This window comes from Enterobacter cloacae complex sp. P18RS (genome assembly GCF_014982105.1).
GTDB lineage: Bacteria > Pseudomonadota > Gammaproteobacteria > Enterobacterales > Enterobacteriaceae > Enterobacter > Enterobacter hormaechei_C.
The window spans coordinates 606,645-622,548 of record NZ_JADCKV010000006.1 but is presented as its reverse complement, the minus strand read 5'-3'; the positions used below and the strand labels follow the sequence as shown (position 1 = coordinate 622,548).

The window sequence follows — 15,904 nt, the reverse complement described above, 5'->3', positions numbered from 1 at the left end:
GATGAGGAGATTGCCAACTCCAGGGAACCATCGATAAAAAAGAGCAAGTAAAACTGAGACTCCTCTTGCCCTTCTGGTTGGGGGGCATTTTTTATCACTTATTCGCGATAAGTATTACCCAGCCTACCAGTTGATGACCTGCGGTTCGTATAGATGTGGTGCCGGGTGCCTCCCGGTGAGCCTTTTGGTTAACCAACCATGACCCGCTTGCTTCAGAAATTCACGATGCCCTCATGAAGAAGAGTCGTCAGGTTAATTAGCCCCGCCGCTGAGGGGGATTCACCACGGTCTAACTGTAACACATGAATGCCGATCGAGTGCGGAGTTGTGAGACTTTGCTACGGTTAAAGTCCAGAGGAGAGACTGTGTCAGAGCCTCATGGATGAGGCTATATCTTGTATGGCAGTTCGCCTGCCACGCTTTGTTATGCGTCAAGATGTCGCGCTTTGTCTGCCGATCAAGAACGTCGATGTCGTGATCAGTCAGGTAGATTGGTTTTACCCAGTCACAGGAGGTTTTAACCACCTCTGGGATGCTTCCACATTTTACGCTGCTCGCGATAAACGATGCGTAGGTTACCTTTTTGAAGCGCGTTGTATTGAAGCAGGTTGGTAATCCGCCAGGCTATAGATACAATGGTTTGACATATGTTAAGTCAGGACGACCTGCTCATGATTTTTCTTTATTCTTTTATTGCACTTTCCTCCCTGACAGCATTCATCTTACTATGCTTTTTTGCAATTTATCAGTTTTCTGTTAAGGGTGACGTCAGCTTCTACGTAATGCTCTTCGCTTTGATATTCCTTTGCGCATCATTTTACGGAGCGGTGGGTTTTACTTACACAAAATTAAAAGATGCCGGAACCGTCATAAAAATTATCTAAATATGCTAAGGCCGCATCTCAAATAAATGTAGAAAGACCTTATTAAGCCCACCAGCAGCTGAGCTTAGTAATTGCTGCCATTGCCTGGAGTTGCCACACTCCTGCCCTTGAGCTGCTGTCGTTTCATCGACACTTAAAACCGGTACGTGTCTGGCGTTCGCGCTGCCCTATCGGAGCATTTACCCTTATTAACCCTCACCACGGTATGCTATACCTGCTCGCCATTACGCGACTCGGGGCAGCATTATGGCTGCTGCATGGCCTTATGGCTGCGGTCAACCCGCTTATTGCTTCAAGATCTTTAGCCCATCCACAAGTGAAAACAACCTGAGGAAATTCTTAATATCCCACGCTTACGCTTGTTGTTATCTGCCTGGCTGCCAGGCTATACATGACTCTGATGCGGAGAATGCCAACTCCGGGGAACATCAATAAAAAGAGCAACGAAACTGAGACTCCTGTAGCCCTCTCTGAGAGGGCTTTTTTTTGCAAAAAAAAGCCAGCTCGGACAGAACTGGCTGGGTCTAGCAGTAAGTAGGTATTACTTCGCACTCATTTCGACGTGTACCCTATTCCTTTAGTCAAGCATTCAGATGCCGGGTGCCTCCCGGTGGACTTGCATCACTCTGCAAACCCGCAACGTTACGTCCAGCAGTGACTGGTTGCCCCTCCGCTCAGGGGGATTCATCTGTATGGCAGAGATATCGAATCACTCGTGCCATTAAAATGTAGCTGACAGACAAAATAAAGTTGTGAGCATTGTTAAAATTCTTCGCTAATCATTCATTCCGCATACCCATCAGGCATTAGAAGAAAGTAGATTTTCGTTCCTTTGAGTTATTTATTTAATACACCTTTTTACTTTTGAGAAATGGATTACATTTACATTCTCTTGTAATGATGACCCCTTTGGTCTCCCTTCCGAATTGCAGGATTTCATTTCGGAAGGGACTTTTTTCCTTTCCCGCCTTGATAAATACTCATTGTTTTCTAGACTCTTACATAGACTTTGCTATGTCAGGTGAAGTCGTCGTTCAGGACTACCCGTGTGCTCAAGGATGAGCCACCCTGATTTGTTCAAGCTTTTCCCTGCTAATTAATCATCTGCGCCACAAGAATTGTCCATTTGTATAACAGAATTCTCAATATTTGCTACGGTTAAAGTCCAGAGGAGAGACTGTGTCCGAACCTCAGGGATGAGGCTCAATTTTTCCCGCAATTTGCTTTCCATGCTTTGTTATGCGCCAGGATGTCACGCTTCGTCTGCTTATCCAGTACATCCCAGTCGTGATGCGTACCGTAAATGGGTTTAACCCAGTCGCATGCAGTGTCCACCACCTCAACCCTTACGGGTCCATTTGTCCCGCAGCTCGCGATCAACATCGACGCCAGGCATATGGTTAACAGTCTGATGTACATTGCTGGCCTCTTTCGTTGCTTCTACCCGGCGTTCGGCTACCGTGACCGTTGCCGCTGCGTTATCTTCTGCGCGCTGCTGGTCGGCTTTCGCTTCCGCTTTGCTGGTGCCGCGAATATTGCCCAGGCCAAAAGCGCCGGCAATAGCGGAAATAACCAACGCGGCCAGCCCGATTATCGTTTCGATCCCCACATTCACCTCACACCAGAACGGATTTCGCCAGGTTAAACAACGCGCGGCGTTTATCCAACCCGTTTTTGCCGCCATTGATAAGAAGCGTCACGCGCTCCACGTCGCCGGAATGAAGCAGGCAACCTCGGGAAACATAAAACCATGCAGCTGAGCGCGCGGCGTATTCATCCTGTTCAAGCAGCTCCGGGTGGGTAACAAGTTCCAGTTTCAACGCCTGGCCACAACTGCGATAGTTGCTCAGGCCGGTAATCTGTTTCAGCCCACGACCGCGATATTTCCAGCCATCACCGGCAACCTGATTGCCAAGGTGTTCTTTTCCCCACTCTCCACCGTATACCAGATTGGCGATCGCTTTCTGGTTTGCTGGTTGCGTTGTCGTTCTGCCAAGTGCAGCGGCTTGCTGAGATGTGATGCGGTGGCTGCCGAACGTCGGCACCAAGTTTTCTGCCGCATAATTAAGATTTTCCACCACACAGGTAAATCTGGAGCTTTCATGCCCCATCTGGGCAATAAACATCGCCTGATCAAGCGGTGTGGTTATGCCGTATTCCTTCATAGCGGCGTCGATATGCGGAAACCAGCGCGCAGCTAACCCGGCGCTGATACCAGCCGCCTTCTGAAATTGTGTTTGATTCATTAGTGCCTCAGATGATCAACCAGACGTGCAACGTTGCCTTTGACGGCCACCAGCACGGAAAGGAATATGATGTTTGCCGCAATGGTGGCCCATGATGAATGCGGGTAAATCCCACACAGGTACGCCAGCGGTACAGCGCTATAAGTGACGGTAATCAGCCAGGCAAAACGCGAAATCCATGGCCGATGCCGCGAATCACCGCGGCGATAAAACATCAGAGTAATTACAACTCCGGCGCAGAGCAGCGCGTTGATAGTTGCTGTTGGGTCATTTAGTACCACCTGAACCTCCCCGGCGCGTTATCAGCGCCACCAGCGAGCCGATGTCCTGCTTGTTCAGGAACGTCAGGATTTGGACGGCTAACGCAGAAGCGATTACGGCACCGATAGCATCCAGAGGCTTCTCGGTGTACCCCGTCCAGGATGTGAGTTTTGAACCCAACAGCCCCGAACAAAGAATGCCGACGATATACGACACGAAGAAGTATGCCAGGCTACGTAACACACTCAGGTCAGCCGCTGTCGCTATGTAAAATACGGCGCCCGCAAATGCACCAAAAACAACACCGTAGTCAGTTCCGGTCAATAGACCGTAGACACTGGCTCCAGTCAAAGCTAAACCGGCCAGCCCCGTGCCGGAAAATGGATCGGACATCGGCCCCCCTCATATTGCTGTGAATCCTCTCAGTAAATTTGAGGGGAAATAAAAAAGGCCACCCTGAGGTAGCCTGTGTTCTTCAAATTATGTTCATAAAGGTGGGGATATGGGGCCTTCCAGAACGACCGCTTCACCGTTATGGCAAAGATCGTAGCCACGAGTTAGATGCCAGACGCCTTTGATTATTTTTCCTGTAACCATATCTTCAGTTTTACCGTGCGAAAAGTAGGCGATCTGGACACAGTCATTGTGTCTAATCCAATAATATCCCTCTTTCATAATTCACCTCTTAAATTGTTTCATTTAGAAGTGTATATGACGATTCAGAACCTGGTGGTCGACAAAACGTTTTTTTGAGGATGTGGCGCCGGGTGCCTCCCGGTGACTTATCTCTGGTCGTCAAAGTCGCGTGCATACCTGCACATAGCAGTTAACCAGACGCCCCATCGCTTAGATGGGATTCACCACATTCATAACTAAAACAAGAAACATTCATCTGGTCAATGGATGATTAATAAATGAAAAAAAAGCCTGCTCGGAAAAGCAGGCATAAATAGCTAAGTTGGCAATAACTGAGGGAGTGGTGCCGGGTGCCTCCCGGTGGAAATGATTACAGCGTTCATCTCCGCGCGCTGGTTGGACACTCTGGAAAAATGTCCTGCTGAACCGCCCCTCCGCTTAGGGGGATCCACCACAAAAACGCTTTCAGAAACATCCATTCCGCAGGATGCTTAAAAAGCATATGTGCAGTATGAAGAATCTGCCACGTAATCAGATGAATATATTCATTTAAATGGTACAGGCAGAAGGTCTTCAATCACCTCTACCTCTCCGTTGTGGCAAATGTCGTCTCCCTGCGTCAGATGCCAGACACCAGTTATCAACTGGCCCGTTTCAAGGTCATCGGTTACACCATCGGTGTAGTAGGTTACCTGAATTTTGCCGTTGTGCTGTAGCCAGTAGCAACCCTCTTCCATTTTCCCACCAGCATGGCTGGGAAATTAGAAGTTACTACGGGGTTGTATGGTTTTAGTAATTCTTAAATTGCTATAAAGCAAAAAGCCCTACGGGGTTAACCGCAGGGCTTTAAACGAAGGCAATAACCCATCGTTAGAGCAAAATTACCACAGATTCGGGAAAAGTAAATAGCTCACGATAAAATAACGCCCTATTTTGTTATCTGCTTCAATTGCGCATCGGCCCATGCTTCTTCGATGTCAAATTTGGTGATTAGCTGATCGTAAAAGGGCTTAACAGACTTCTTCCAGGTATCTAGGCTGATTGTATCCGTTATCTGGCGCACCGCAGCGTAAGCCTCAGTTGAGGGGATACGCTCATATCCACGTCCGCCGCAACGCTTACAGTTTGCAAGAACCGGCACGCCCTGCTTTTCAGTGAGGTCCTGATTCACTGCTTTACCGCGCCCGTGGCAGTCTTTGCAGGCGCAGCTGACAACTTTTTTACCTTTACAGGCCGAACATAGAACCCGCACCACCTCTTTCACCTGGCGTTTAACCTCGAAATCACTCGGAGATTGCTTAAGGTCTTTTGCCCACTGTGGAAGCCTCATGGTGTAGTGCGATTTCATCGTGAAAACATCAGCCTCAATGAATCCCTGCCCCGAGCAGCAATCACACTGTTTCACGCTTGCGGCGCTGCGGGAATAATCCTCAAAAGCGAAGGTGGCCAGCTGCCGCATTACCAGTGGCTTAACGGCATCGTCCAGCTTGCGCAGCGCGGCAACCTTATCGCATTTGGTTAACGCGTACTCAGCCAGCAACTCAATCGCCCTCGCCCGGTCGTTGTAACTGATGCCCATCTTTCCGAGGAAGGCACTGTATCCCATGGCGGCGCGTTCCTGGATCATGCCCATGGCAGCCATAACATCAGTCCCGGTCAGTGAATCTGAAGCAGTGGCGCGCGGAGAGTCGCTAATAAGCGTCGACTTGGCGAAGTGGTATTTGAGGGTATTTTCAAGATTCATGCGGTCTCCAGCTCAGTAATGGTGAGTTCTAATTTCCCGCCCTTAACAGCAGGCATCTTCACAACTCGATAGTCGACTACCTGGCAGTCATCCAGCCAGAATCCCGCCTTAGTTAAAGCGTCGAATGCAGCTTTTTGGAGGTTATCCAGATCGCGGCGCCGGCGGTCGGGCATGTGACATTCAATTCGGATTTTGAGTGGTGCGGCCGTCCGGATATTAAGCCGGGCGCTTCGAATGACACTGGCGACCGCATAGCGGTACGCGACGCCATCAGCACTAATATGCGTACGCCCGCGGTTGTGCCGGTAATACCGGTTGTTGCTCGGCGGCCAGGGCAAAGTGATTTGATATGTATTCACGTTCATCCCCACATCCGGTTTCGCCAGCGGCTATCCGGGCGCGCTGGTGTATGTGAGGTCGGAAGTAATGCACTGACAGTCCAGGTCACGTAATCCTGGTTAAGGCTGCGCTCCACTCTCACACTGCGCGCTCTGTAACGCTTAACCAGTTCGTCGGCCTGTTCGGTGCTGCATTCGGTATGATGGAACCATGAATGTTGCATGCCCATCACCCCGCAAAGCCAAGCAGCTGCGCGGCGACATTTTCGGCCTCATCGCGACTGCGGAATGAACGAGACAGGACCCAGCGCCAAAGAACATCGAGCGCAGCTTTATAAAGTTGCTGGAACTCGAGTTCGTCCATGTTGGCGAATGAGATGCTACGTGGATGCTTTTTGAGTGTGCCGTCAGGTAGCTGAATAGCATCAAAGTGCCCTGCCTCGACGATTACCCATGAGCGGTAAGCATCGAAGGACTTGCACAGGCTAATTCCATTCGTGACCCGGCGGTATGCGACTTGCTCCAGATACTGCTCAGCAGCATCGATCAGCGCGTTCTCATTCCCGCCATAAGAAGCCAGGAACTTTGCGTAGCCGGTGATTAGCTTCCGCTCGTTACTCGAGATAGCCCCGCCGATTGGTTCCCAGTATTCAAAACCGAGATTGAGAAGCGCGAAAAATCGCCGGTGGAATGCCGGGTTTCGTAGTCGCCTGAACTCGGCAACAAGAACATCGCCGAGCCGGGTTTTGGATTGCAGGATATCACTGGTCTCGGGTGTGGCCGGGATCAGTATTCCTGAATGGTGTTTGATAAGTTGTAATTCCAGCGCCATGGTTCTCTCCGTGGCGCATCAGGTATAGGGTGTTCAGGCCTATGAAAGAATGATATCAGACGGTGGTGTAATTCGGTACCCAAGCCGTTTTGCAAATTGCATAAACCCGTTAAGAGTGAAGATTTCTTCCTCTTCGAGTAAGGGTCGTAATGAAACTATTCCATTTACTCGATAAACCAGATATCTCCCTTCCGCCGGGAAGCTATAGATAACTGCATTATCGGCCCTTCTGACCACGTCGTACCATTGATCATCTGCATTAAAGGCATCTGCACTACACACTATTTCCCCCCAGAGCGACTTATTAACGCGGCAAACAGTAATCGGGAACAGCCAGGGGAACGCAAACAGCGATACTCTTTGAAACTGCTCCAGTCAAATTCACGCGATTAATAAAACCACTCGTCCGCGCTTTCCCAAGTCTCCTGCACGATATGTTCGACCTCTTTCTTGTCGCCCCCGAAAACAGTCAAACCATTATTACTGGCACGCTTAATCGTAATCTGGCAACCATCAAACTGCTTGCTAAGTCTTTTGAGCAGTTCTGACTCGAGCGCAGGTATAGCTCCAACAGGAAGTTTCTTCATGCGATCAATGGTTAACTCGATTTTCATTTTTCCCTCCGCAATGAACAACTGTATACATATACAGTATATTTATAAACGTATCTCACGGATTTTGCAACGATTAAAGAGTGTTCGCACTATGGAGCGCTTTCAGGCTTACAGGTATATGTTTTAAGTACGATATGGGGCAGATCTCAGATTTGGAGGTCTACACAATAGTTATGTTGAATAGATTTCAGCGGAGTTTGGTGCAGTTTCGCTACTAAATTGTGGCTTAGAAATGAGATTAATAAAATGAAAATCTGTAAAGGCTAATATGGAGCTTGCTGTTACTAGCAACAAATTAATCAGCAAGCTCTAAAACGATATGAAACATTACCAGAGCGTAATGTAATCCAACCGGTTATCGAAATTTACTGAGATGCAGGCACTGTATCATAATGACGAAAAGCCTCGATCCCGACTTTCTGACCATAAGAAAGTTCAAGTGTGTTACCATCAGGATCAGCGAAGAAGACATAATAACCTACCGGTTCCCCTGCCTGAACAGGTTCTTTTCGCAAGATGCCCTCCATCCTGGCCATCGCTACTTTATTGTCGATTTCTTCAATGCTTGAACAAGCTACTCCCAAGTGACCAAAATTACCTAAAGGGGTGTCAGTCACAGCATCAACCTGGACAAGGACAAGCGCAAAAGGGCGAGTTAGGTCACTTAACCACGCGACTTTACGTGCCTCCGGAAGGTCAGGCTCTCGCCTGTGTACGACTTCCATGCCAGCATAACGGCCGTAAAAATCAATACTTTTATCCAAATCTCTAACAACAAACGCAACGTGCGTAAAACCGACATCAATCTCTTTCATTAGGCTAATCCTTTGACTATCTCCAGAATCGCCATCTTAAAAGCTCAAGTTAAATTGAGGTCAAGAGCCTTTCAATCAATAATTTGCTGGATTTCTTGCACGTATTGTTCAATGTCGTTCAGGGTTGCAGCCTATGCTAACTAACTCCAGCAAAATGAAGATAAGGCCCGCTACGCACAGAAGAAAAGATAAAGTTAAAGCCGCAATAAAAACCATTAGAAACTCCATGTAATCATTTTTACTACCACAATCTTAGAATTAATTTTTACTTTGTCACGTGTGCACACCAGGCGATTTGATGTTGCAGAGCCAAACATATCTCGCGGGCTTTAACCACGTTTATTGAATGGTTTTTTTTGTTAAGCATTCTACTCTTCATAGACAATTTTAAGGTCACAGAACTCTTTTTTGTAAATTTTTTCAGTAAAATAGCACTAACTGTCCTTTCTCATGCTACTTTAGAAGAAAATCCTTAAAAGTGTGCAACTATGCTTACTACTCTCATCTACCGAAGCCACCTGCGAGCTGATGCACCAATTCAATCCATTATTGACATGGTCAGTGAAGCCAATTCCCGAAATGAACGTGCGGGAGTAACTGGTGTTTTACTTTTCAATGGGATTCATTTCTTACAGCTTCTTGAAGGTGATGAAGTAGCTGTTATGCAAATCTATAAAAAGATTTGTCTGGATACACTTCACTTTAACATTGTAGAACTCTTATCCGATTATGCCCCCTATCGACGATTTGGTCGCTCCGGCATGGAATTAATTGATATAAGACTATTCAGTAAAGACGAGTGTCTGGACAGGGTTCTTCAACGTGGAACAACCCAACATAAATTGCTTTACAACGACAGAGCTTTAAGGTTTTTCCGTACATTTATAGATTCGGCTGAGACAGATAGCTATTATGTACTTCCTGATAGATTCAGTTGGTTTTTTTCATCCGAGCAAATAGATGTATCATCGGTCGATCCCGCTATAATCCAAGACATGCATGCAGTTATAGATCCACTCGCTAGCCAGATTCATTCTTTTGTCTTGAGTGCAAAATCAGACAAAGACGATATAAAAGCTAATAATTTATTTTTTGATTTGGAATCGAAGAAAGATTTGTTAAAAATCGCAGGGAAGTTCATTAACTCCTCACAACGAATATCAATAACACTCCTGCCTTTAACCTTACTGAGGGTGCCTGATGCGATTGAAATATTGCTCGATTATATCAGAGAAAGTAACTTATACCCAGAACAAGTTATAGTTGAGTTTTCAGAGAGCGAAATAATCCCTGAAATTGATGAGTTCGCGCATTCAGTGCAGATACTCAAAAGTTGCGGATTAAGCGTTGCTATTAATGACTTTGGTATGGGTAATGCAGGTTTATTGTTTCTTTCGAAATTCCAGCCTGAGAAGCTCAAAATACACCCGCAACTGATACACAATATACATAAAGAAGGTTCCAAGCAGGCTATACTCGTAAGCTTAATCCGCTGCTGTGAACTTTTGGAAATAAGAATCTGTGCTACAGGAGTCGAGCAGACAGAAGAATGGATGTGGCTCGAATCCGCTGGGATATTTTGCTTCCAGGGCAATCTTTTTTCAAAATATGATAAAAATGGATATTTGAAGATCTTCTGGCCAGAATCTAATGAATTCAGCGAATGTTAAAAAGAACTAGTTGGTTTTCCAGCATGTCACAAAAGCGCCTCGTCACTACCCGAAGCGGCTTATCACGTGAAGGTAGTTTTTACGGTCATACACAGGCTGGAATTTCAGCTTTGTACCAGAAGCGGATGTTTCTAACATTTACATTCACTAATCCATCTAGAACTACATTCGCAGCATAGTTATGCAAACAAGCCGGGATAATCAGGCGCGTTTCGATATACAGACAGGAAAAGATACTGTAAACAGGCTTGAGGCCGCGAAACGAGATGAGGTCCTATCAAGTGGTGCAGGAAAGCATTGTTATGTTAAAAATGGGATGCGTGGTAGCCGCAGGATATTTCGTCATCACTCACCCGCCCCCGGGAGGAGCCTTTTCACCGGAGATAATGTCATTGCAGAAACTTAAGATCGTGCCTCGCCTGCTGCCGGACGTCCGCGCAGGCAGGAAGCTTCATACCATCCGCTGGCGGGAACGGGAAATTGTGCCGGGCCCTATGCTTTACGAAAATGCTCAGGATGCCTCTGACACGGTCATGGTATGTGTCACGCACGTTGAAAAAATGCCACTTTCTGTCGTTGCGGCCAGGCTTAATAAAAGTGCGGAATGGCCGGATGCCGAAATGCTGGAAGGGATGCGTGAGCACTATCCGTCCATAAAGATGGATTCCGAGGTTGTAGTCATCCACCATTTACCGCCTGATACGTGAGTTCGTGGCCGGGTTGTTATGTCTAATGTAGAATAACATCACTATCGCCATGATTTTGACATCCGCTTTTCGCTCAAAGCGGACCATTTCATCCCTGTGCCCTCCCATCGGCTTTCAACCGCTCGTATTTGGCTTTCAAGAGCTCCACTGGTGTTGGCCCCGGCGGAGCTACTGGTGCTGCCAACGCCCGTCGAACAGGCGGGATCGGCTTCCCTGCCAGCACCCGCTTTTCCCACATATCCAGAATTTCGCCAGCTTCACGCTCAAGTTCTTTCTGACTCAGTTGGCCATCAGTTCCGCGGCGCCGCAACTCTAGACAGATGTGGTAAAAAACCGGCTTCGGCCACGGATACTGCTCACTACTCGGATACCGGAACACCAGCTTACGCCACTTCCAGTATTCAGCCATCACATCAGCGGTGGTGATCCCCAGCACGCATCGCCCTTCCCTGCACCACTTGATGAACTGGCCAGGCGAAGGCAGGAATGGACGCTCTTGGCGCCGTACCATGCGCATACCGGCTTCAACCTGCTCCAATGTGGTAATCCCGTTTTCTTTGAAGGCCAGCACCCACTGTCGGCGGATCTCGTTCATGTCCTCCTGACTACGATTGACCAGGCTTGCCGGGAACGCGGCGGCCAGTTGTACGAAAAGCCCGTTGATAATTTGCGCCACCTGCTGCGTTTGTTCGCGCTCGGTGTACTGCTCAGGCAGGTTGTGCGCTACGCGGCGAGCCTGTTCCCTGTCAAAATTGCGAATACTCTCGGCAAGATTTTTCATTCCATCACCCCGTCAATCCAGTCGGTGTTATGCAGGTCGATGCCGCTCCGGGATGGCTTTGCCGTTCCGGTAGCGCGTAGCCGTTTTGTAGTGAGCTGATCCCACTGCTTTCGCAGACTTGAAGGGCTCAGGATGTTGTCTTTCCAGAACTCGTCCCGGTTGGCCCACTGGAACAGGTCACAGATTTCGTAGTGAGTACGCTTATCCTGGACGCGCATCAGCCTGATGGTGTTTGCCCATTCAGCCCAGTTTGGTTCAGATAGCGATGCGTTGACGGTGAGAAGCCTGTCGTAAATCCAGCGAGCGGCCTTGAGGTCGTCAGCGGATCCCCATGATTTACCTGCCGGGGTGTATATCCCGGCGGCAGCTTCTGGATGGCGCGAGAGAAACTTTTGAGTTTTCTGGTTTCGGGATTCGTCAGAATTCCGAGACGAGGATCTTTTAATATTGTTCTTGTTATAGTCTTGGGTGTCTACCGTTTCCGGGAAGGTTTTTCCCGTTTTCGGTAACACTTTTCCCGATTTCGGGAAGACTTTTCCCGTTTTCGGTTTGTCTAAAATCCAGGCAGAAAGGTCAGTATTTATACCAACAGTTTTCATAACGCCCTGCTTTTGACTGAAGATAATTTTGCGTTCTGCGAGCGATTTGAGCGCATCAGAAACATGCGAATCACTCAGCCCTGTAAGCTCAGCGATAACCGTGTTTGTAACGCGGTCCTGTTTCTTGTTCCAGCCGTAGGTAAGCCAGATCACCGCCTCAAAACACTGCCACTCCCGGCCTGACATTCTCAGACGAGGCTTGAGCTGTTGGATTTCGTTAGCGACCTTGGTATACCCGTTCGACAGGTCGGCCATACGACCTCCCGGTTGTTCAGTTCTGTTGGGGAAATTGATAATTTCAGCTGTGTTTGACATACTTAGCTCCGCAATTACACTCCGTTTTTGCACCTGAAAGTCGGTTCTGTTCGCGCAGACCGGCTTTCGCCTTTTCTGAAGTATTCACATTGCCCCCAGCAGGGTTGTGACCATCGCCAGCAACGGCGCTGTTAGATCCGGATCGACACGGAACATCTCGAAAATCCCCTCGCCTAACTCCTTCAGCTTTTCCTTCTTCGGTGCATCGAGCATCAGAGCTTGCTTCGCCTCACTCACCTCTTTTTCCAACCTAGCCATCCGGTAGGCAAACGAGTCGTTCTTTACGACACGGTCGCGGTATCGAAGTGGTAATACAGACATGATCGCGGGCACCAGCTGTTCGACGTTCTTTCGGTACGATGCGGAGTCTTCTTTGTTATCCAGCCAACGGAACAGCTTCACGTTCCAGACATCGGCCTGGCCTGAAAAATCCACGCCAACAACTTGAAGTTCTTCCGCTGCTTCTTGGATTTGAAGCGCAACAGCTACGCGCCCTTCTGCCGCAGCCCAAGCTCGAACCGCTGAGCAGATATCGCGATGATCAATATCCCGCTCTGCCGATTCGCTTTGATGACACGGGAATATCATTGGATTAGAGGAAGCTCTGCTACTCTGTTGAAATGAAAAAGTTTGCATTGTTAAGGCTCCTGTTTAGGTAAACCATCTGTGGGGTTTGGGTAGAGATCTGGGCGCAATTCGTGCGGGGAAATTCCGGTTGCCCTGAAAATTGTTAAAACCCGTTCTGCCGGCACGCCATTTTTTCGCCATAGGGAGACTGCCATTTTTGAAACACCGATAGCGGAACTAAGTGCACTTGCTGAGCCAAACGAGCGGATAGCATGTTCAATACCATTCATGTGACCTCCTTTGAAGGCACAAAGTAAAGCATCAATTTACCATACAGTCAATTGATGCATGCCTATCAAGAAGTAAAGCAAACATTTACAATGCGGGTATGAGCGAAAAAAAACCGATTAATGGTCTGGTAGACAGACTTCTAGAATTGAACGCTAAGGGCATTTCAAAAACCGAAATGGCCAAGATTGCTGGCGTCAGCAAGCAAGCTGTTTCAGGTTGGTTCAAAACAGGAAGAATCAGTAAAGAATCTGCGCTAGCTTTGGCTGATGCTACTGGAGTTTCTGTCCCATGGTTGTTGGGTGAAGATGTCGGAGAGAAAGATGGCCTTAAACCTGACGAGCAGCGTCTGTTGGAACTCTACAGGCAACTTCCCGATGAAAATGAACAGCAAAACATATTGCGTATCATGTCATTACGGCTGAAGGAATTGGATGAGCTTTATGAGAAGTACATGAGCCGAAGGATCAAAGGTGATTAGCGTAACATGATGAATTTACAATAAAATATCCCCTTAGTCATAATCCTTTGTGATTTTATTCATTCTGAGCGGTTTATTAATTCCATAAAATCATGAGGCTAACTTTAAAGAACCACCTATCTGTCATTAGAACAGAAGGTTATGTGTTTGCCAGGGCTGTTCAGGAAAACTTATGGATAACTTAGAGACTACACTTGAAGGGTATATCAAATACAAGCTCAACGAATTCAGGCTACAGTTTTTCCAAGAATGTGACATTATTACATACTACGGTGGGATTACTGATTGGGCAAAGTTTGTTTATCAACCAGTTATAGAAGAACTAGGTACTTTTGCCCTTAACCGTGAACATAGGTTTCTTGTGATATTGCTTCAAACAAATGGTGGTAGTGTTGAGGCTGTAGAGAAAATGGTAGAAATTACTAGACATTTCTATCATGAAGTCTATTTTATCGTGCCGGATAGTGCTATGTCAGCTGGAACCATTTGGTGTATGTCTGGTGATAAAATCTATATGGACTATGCATCATCACTCGGCCCCATTGATCCGCAAGTTCAATCCTCTGATGGTAAATGGGTCCCAGCTTTAGGATATCTTGACAAAGTTGAAGAAATAATCGCCAAATCAGCTTCAGGCTCAATCACGCAAGCTGAGTTAATGATGGTCAACAATTTAGATCTTGCTGAGTTAAGACGTTACGAAGAAGCTCGCGAATTGTCCAAAGACCTTCTAAAAAAATGGTTGGTAGAATTCAAATTTCGTGACTGGCAAGTGCATGAAACAAATGCTGCTAAACTTGGTCAGCCTGTGACCCAGGATGAGAAGATTGAACGAGCTAGAGAAATCGCCACGGTGCTCTCAGACAACAAAAAATGGCATTCTCATAGTAGAACAATCGGAATCAATACTATAGTTTATGATCTAAGATTGAAGATAGAAGATTACACAAACCAGCAAGACATGCGTTTAGCGATTAACGAATTGCATAAGTTGTTGAATGAATTCAGGTATAAGACAAACAGAGAAATCGTAGCTATAAGTTCGATACCATTTTAATTATGTTAGCGAAGAATCGTAACAGAGGAAGCCAAATGACCCGTGTTCAGGCGAAACCCGTACATGAAAAAGTTGCGGAATTGAAGCAAGTTTCTATTAGCCGTAATCAGAAAGAAATGATTGAAAATCTTAAAGATTTAGGCCTCTTAAACACGCCTAAGTTTACTTTAGCGTATGGTCCAACAGCTCAAGTTTACCAACCGCGTTAATCTCCATAAAAACCCGGCCACCGAGCCGGGTTTTTATCATTTACCTTTCACCATACCAACTCCGAACCCGGTCCTTTACATCAGGACTTAAGAGATGATCTTTCCTCAGAATATCCAGCACTAACTCTATCCTCCGCTCGAAAAGCCCCTTTCCAAGATCAGGCCCTCCTTTCCCCCGAAGCGGAGTTTTAATCACAAACCTGCAAGCTCATTTCTTAACCATCACCTACAGATTCTCAATATGGTAAAGCATTAGCTCACCCATCATATAAAGCAAAACTTGACTATTGTGTAAAGCAATGTTTTACTTATTTCACAAACACGAACCACCAAGGCAGGACGCCCACGAAGTAGCCGCCGACGGCATACGAACAGTCGGATGAGGTGGAGAGATTAACGCGCATCAGGTGTAAATGTTCCGCTGGCCGGCGATAAGGCAAACGAGGGTGAGAATGATTGATTTCGCACGCAAACCAGGACGGCAACAGGCTGTAAAGCTGAACTTCTTCGAAGTGATTCTTCGCCGCTTATGCTACCTGCTGGCGCAAAAGGGGGATCCAGATGTGTAACTCGACGAAATGCGGGTACTGCGGCAAGCCGGTTGAACCGGAGGAAGTAGTTAAAAGCACCCTTCTCTATCGCAACGGCTCACAGCTGGCGCGCAAAGAAAAAGAATACTGCTCTGAACGTTGTGCTTCGTACGACCAGATGGCCCACGAGGCATAACGTAAAAGCCGCGCAAGGCGGCCCGTACGTCCGGTGCTCCCGACCAAAGTTACACCGGAAAACTACTTAAACAACCAAAGTTCACCCAATGGGCGCTATCTCTGGCCCGGGGATCTTACATCCAAAAAAGAGGA

23 protein-coding genes and 1 pseudogene are annotated in these 15,904 nt (G+C 47.3%); 8 read left to right on the top strand and 16 right to left on the bottom strand.

Features of this window, described 5'->3' with window-relative positions; translation table 11 throughout:
* Positions 1–399: 399 nt before the first annotated feature.
* Entirely contained in the window at positions 400–615 is a 216-nt protein-coding gene (locus INF61_RS05410; RefSeq protein ID WP_193547586.1) for a hypothetical protein, read from the top strand.
* A 1,472-nt stretch (positions 616–2,087) separates the two neighbouring features.
* Here INF61_RS05410 and INF61_RS23025 read toward each other — a convergent pair.
* The 12 genes from INF61_RS23025 to INF61_RS05360 form a co-directional block, all read right to left on the bottom strand.
* A complete protein-coding gene (locus tag INF61_RS23025) occupies positions 2,088–2,219 on the bottom strand; it encodes a hypothetical protein (RefSeq protein ID WP_255248643.1) in 132 nt (43 codons plus the stop codon).
* Between the two features lie 4 nt (positions 2,220–2,223).
* On the bottom strand, positions 2,224–2,493 hold the full coding sequence (locus tag INF61_RS05405) for a hypothetical protein (protein WP_033488018.1): 270 nt from the start codon (positions 2,491–2,493) through the stop codon (positions 2,224–2,226).
* 7 nt (positions 2,494–2,500) lie between these two features.
* The gene (locus INF61_RS05400) at positions 2,501–3,130 is read right to left on the bottom strand and encodes a glycoside hydrolase family 19 protein (RefSeq protein ID WP_047057754.1); all 630 of its coding nucleotides are present in this window, start codon (positions 3,128–3,130) and stop codon (positions 2,501–2,503) included.
* Positions 3,130–3,411: a phage holin family protein gene (locus INF61_RS05395; RefSeq protein WP_047057764.1), complete on the bottom strand. Its 282-nt coding sequence runs from the start codon at positions 3,409–3,411 to the stop codon at positions 3,130–3,132. Before INF61_RS05395 ends, INF61_RS05400 begins: the two co-directional genes overlap by 1 nt.
* The gene (locus tag INF61_RS05390; protein WP_193547585.1) at positions 3,398–3,784 is read right to left on the bottom strand and encodes a phage holin family protein; all 387 of its coding nucleotides are present in this window, start codon (positions 3,782–3,784) and stop codon (positions 3,398–3,400) included. The genes INF61_RS05395 and INF61_RS05390 overlap by 14 nt, the downstream gene beginning before the upstream one ends.
* Positions 3,785–4,572: 788 nt before the next feature.
* Positions 4,573–4,764, bottom strand: coding sequence for a hypothetical protein (locus tag INF61_RS05385; RefSeq protein ID WP_023296485.1), 192 nt, complete (start codon positions 4,762–4,764; stop codon positions 4,573–4,575).
* Positions 4,765–4,955: 191 nt separating this feature from the next.
* The gene (locus tag INF61_RS05380) at positions 4,956–5,771 is read right to left on the bottom strand and encodes an antitermination protein (protein WP_193547584.1); all 816 of its coding nucleotides are present in this window, start codon (positions 5,769–5,771) and stop codon (positions 4,956–4,958) included.
* A complete protein-coding gene (gene rusA / locus INF61_RS05375; RefSeq protein ID WP_193547602.1) occupies positions 5,768–6,130 on the bottom strand; it encodes a crossover junction endodeoxyribonuclease RusA in 363 nt (120 codons plus the stop codon). Before rusA ends, INF61_RS05380 begins: the two co-directional genes overlap by 4 nt.
* A gap of 2 nt (positions 6,131–6,132) precedes the next feature.
* Complete coding sequence (locus INF61_RS22825) at positions 6,133–6,339, bottom strand: hypothetical protein (protein WP_227413439.1); 207 nt, start codon at positions 6,337–6,339, stop codon at positions 6,133–6,135.
* The gene (locus tag INF61_RS05370) at positions 6,339–6,941 is read right to left on the bottom strand and encodes a DUF1367 family protein (RefSeq protein WP_069595775.1); all 603 of its coding nucleotides are present in this window, start codon (positions 6,939–6,941) and stop codon (positions 6,339–6,341) included. The genes INF61_RS22825 and INF61_RS05370 overlap by 1 nt, the downstream gene beginning before the upstream one ends.
* A gap of 389 nt (positions 6,942–7,330) precedes the next feature.
* Positions 7,331–7,555 (bottom strand): DinI family protein, encoded by a 225-nt coding sequence (locus INF61_RS05365; RefSeq protein WP_193547583.1) that lies wholly within the window; start codon positions 7,553–7,555, stop codon positions 7,331–7,333.
* A gap of 365 nt (positions 7,556–7,920) precedes the next feature.
* Complete coding sequence (locus INF61_RS05360) at positions 7,921–8,370, bottom strand: VOC family protein (protein WP_023324738.1); 450 nt, start codon at positions 8,368–8,370, stop codon at positions 7,921–7,923.
* A 488-nt stretch (positions 8,371–8,858) separates the two neighbouring features.
* Here INF61_RS05360 and INF61_RS05355 point away from each other — a divergent pair, with 488 nt between their 5' ends.
* Both INF61_RS05355 and INF61_RS05350 read left to right on the top strand, forming a co-directional pair.
* Entirely contained in the window at positions 8,859–10,040 is a 1,182-nt protein-coding gene (locus tag INF61_RS05355) for a diguanylate phosphodiesterase (protein WP_193547582.1), read from the top strand.
* 302 nt (positions 10,041–10,342) lie between these two features.
* Positions 10,343–10,747: an ASCH domain-containing protein gene (locus INF61_RS05350; protein WP_227413438.1), complete on the top strand. Its 405-nt coding sequence runs from the start codon at positions 10,343–10,345 to the stop codon at positions 10,745–10,747.
* Positions 10,748–10,835: 88 nt separating this feature from the next.
* On the opposite strand, the gene INF61_RS05345 is transcribed toward INF61_RS05350, so the two are convergent.
* The 4 genes from INF61_RS05345 to INF61_RS05330 all read right to left on the bottom strand — a co-directional run bounded on the left by INF61_RS05345 (position 10,836) and on the right by INF61_RS05330 (position 13,299).
* Positions 10,836–11,528, bottom strand: coding sequence for a replication protein P (locus tag INF61_RS05345; protein ID WP_193547581.1), 693 nt, complete (start codon positions 11,526–11,528; stop codon positions 10,836–10,838).
* Positions 11,525–12,442 (bottom strand): replication protein, encoded by a 918-nt coding sequence (locus tag INF61_RS05340; protein WP_193547580.1) that lies wholly within the window; start codon positions 12,440–12,442, stop codon positions 11,525–11,527. Before INF61_RS05340 ends, INF61_RS05345 begins: the two co-directional genes overlap by 4 nt.
* Positions 12,443–12,526: 84 nt before the next feature.
* Positions 12,527–13,078, bottom strand: coding sequence for a toxin YdaT family protein (locus INF61_RS05335; protein WP_193547579.1), 552 nt, complete (start codon positions 13,076–13,078; stop codon positions 12,527–12,529).
* A gap of 2 nt (positions 13,079–13,080) precedes the next feature.
* Complete coding sequence (locus INF61_RS05330) at positions 13,081–13,299, bottom strand: Cro/CI family transcriptional regulator (protein ID WP_071788679.1); 219 nt, start codon at positions 13,297–13,299, stop codon at positions 13,081–13,083.
* Between the two features lie 98 nt (positions 13,300–13,397).
* Here INF61_RS05330 and INF61_RS05325 point away from each other — a divergent pair, with 98 nt between their 5' ends.
* The 5 genes and pseudogenes from INF61_RS05325 to INF61_RS05310 all read left to right on the top strand — a co-directional run bounded on the left by INF61_RS05325 (position 13,398) and on the right by INF61_RS05310 (position 15,770).
* On the top strand, positions 13,398–13,778 hold the full coding sequence (locus INF61_RS05325; protein ID WP_032682300.1) for a helix-turn-helix domain-containing protein: 381 nt from the start codon (positions 13,398–13,400) through the stop codon (positions 13,776–13,778).
* Between the two features lie 172 nt (positions 13,779–13,950).
* Complete coding sequence (locus INF61_RS05320; RefSeq protein WP_023296473.1) at positions 13,951–14,835, top strand: hypothetical protein; 885 nt, start codon at positions 13,951–13,953, stop codon at positions 14,833–14,835.
* A 35-nt stretch (positions 14,836–14,870) separates the two neighbouring features.
* Positions 14,871–15,044 carry a hypothetical protein gene (locus INF61_RS05315; RefSeq protein ID WP_023296472.1) on the top strand — a complete coding sequence of 58 codons (174 nt, stop codon included), beginning with the start codon at positions 14,871–14,873 and terminating at the stop codon, positions 15,042–15,044.
* A 416-nt stretch (positions 15,045–15,460) separates the two neighbouring features.
* Positions 15,461–15,613: pseudogene (locus INF61_RS22815) on the top strand (hypothetical protein); the annotation flags it as partial.
* Complete coding sequence (locus INF61_RS05310; RefSeq protein ID WP_023296471.1) at positions 15,606–15,770, top strand: YdaE family protein; 165 nt, start codon at positions 15,606–15,608, stop codon at positions 15,768–15,770. The pseudogene INF61_RS22815 and the gene INF61_RS05310, both read left to right, overlap by 8 nt.
* Positions 15,771–15,904 lie beyond the last annotated feature (134 nt).

What these genes read in the sequence shown, in the direction of transcription:
- INF61_RS05390 (WP_193547585.1), bottom strand. Translation starts at nt 3,784, where the DNA reads ATGTCCGATCCATTTTCCGGCACGGGGCTGGCCGGTTTAGCTTTGACT.
- INF61_RS05330 (WP_071788679.1), bottom strand. Translation starts at nt 13,299, where the DNA reads ATGAATGGTATTGAACATGCTATCCGCTCGTTTGGCTCAGCAAGTGCA.
- INF61_RS05350 (WP_227413438.1), top strand. Translation starts at nt 10,343, where the DNA reads ATGTTAAAAATGGGATGCGTGGTAGCCGCAGGATATTTCGTCATCACT.
- INF61_RS05355 (WP_193547582.1), top strand. Translation starts at nt 8,859, where the DNA reads ATGCTTACTACTCTCATCTACCGAAGCCACCTGCGAGCTGATGCACCA.
- INF61_RS05345 (WP_193547581.1), bottom strand. Translation starts at nt 11,528, where the DNA reads ATGAAAAATCTTGCCGAGAGTATTCGCAATTTTGACAGGGAACAGGCT.
- INF61_RS05310 (WP_023296471.1), top strand. Translation starts at nt 15,606, where the DNA reads ATGTGTAACTCGACGAAATGCGGGTACTGCGGCAAGCCGGTTGAACCG.
- INF61_RS05400 (WP_047057754.1), bottom strand. Translation starts at nt 3,130, where the DNA reads ATGAATCAAACACAATTTCAGAAGGCGGCTGGTATCAGCGCCGGGTTA.
- INF61_RS05385 (WP_023296485.1), bottom strand. Translation starts at nt 4,764, where the DNA reads ATGGAAGAGGGTTGCTACTGGCTACAGCACAACGGCAAAATTCAGGTA.
- INF61_RS05410 (WP_193547586.1), top strand. Translation starts at nt 400, where the DNA reads ATGGCAGTTCGCCTGCCACGCTTTGTTATGCGTCAAGATGTCGCGCTT.
- INF61_RS05320 (WP_023296473.1), top strand. Translation starts at nt 13,951, where the DNA reads ATGGATAACTTAGAGACTACACTTGAAGGGTATATCAAATACAAGCTC.
- INF61_RS05315 (WP_023296472.1), top strand. Translation starts at nt 14,871, where the DNA reads ATGACCCGTGTTCAGGCGAAACCCGTACATGAAAAAGTTGCGGAATTG.
- INF61_RS05360 (WP_023324738.1), bottom strand. Translation starts at nt 8,370, where the DNA reads ATGAAAGAGATTGATGTCGGTTTTACGCACGTTGCGTTTGTTGTTAGA.
- INF61_RS05365 (WP_193547583.1), bottom strand. Translation starts at nt 7,555, where the DNA reads ATGAAAATCGAGTTAACCATTGATCGCATGAAGAAACTTCCTGTTGGA.
- INF61_RS05370 (WP_069595775.1), bottom strand. Translation starts at nt 6,941, where the DNA reads ATGGCGCTGGAATTACAACTTATCAAACACCATTCAGGAATACTGATC.
- INF61_RS05335 (WP_193547579.1), bottom strand. Translation starts at nt 13,078, where the DNA reads ATGCAAACTTTTTCATTTCAACAGAGTAGCAGAGCTTCCTCTAATCCA.
- INF61_RS05340 (WP_193547580.1), bottom strand. Translation starts at nt 12,442, where the DNA reads ATGTCAAACACAGCTGAAATTATCAATTTCCCCAACAGAACTGAACAA.
- INF61_RS22825 (WP_227413439.1), bottom strand. Translation starts at nt 6,339, where the DNA reads ATGGGCATGCAACATTCATGGTTCCATCATACCGAATGCAGCACCGAA.
- INF61_RS05325 (WP_032682300.1), top strand. Translation starts at nt 13,398, where the DNA reads ATGAGCGAAAAAAAACCGATTAATGGTCTGGTAGACAGACTTCTAGAA.
- INF61_RS05380 (WP_193547584.1), bottom strand. Translation starts at nt 5,771, where the DNA reads ATGAATCTTGAAAATACCCTCAAATACCACTTCGCCAAGTCGACGCTT.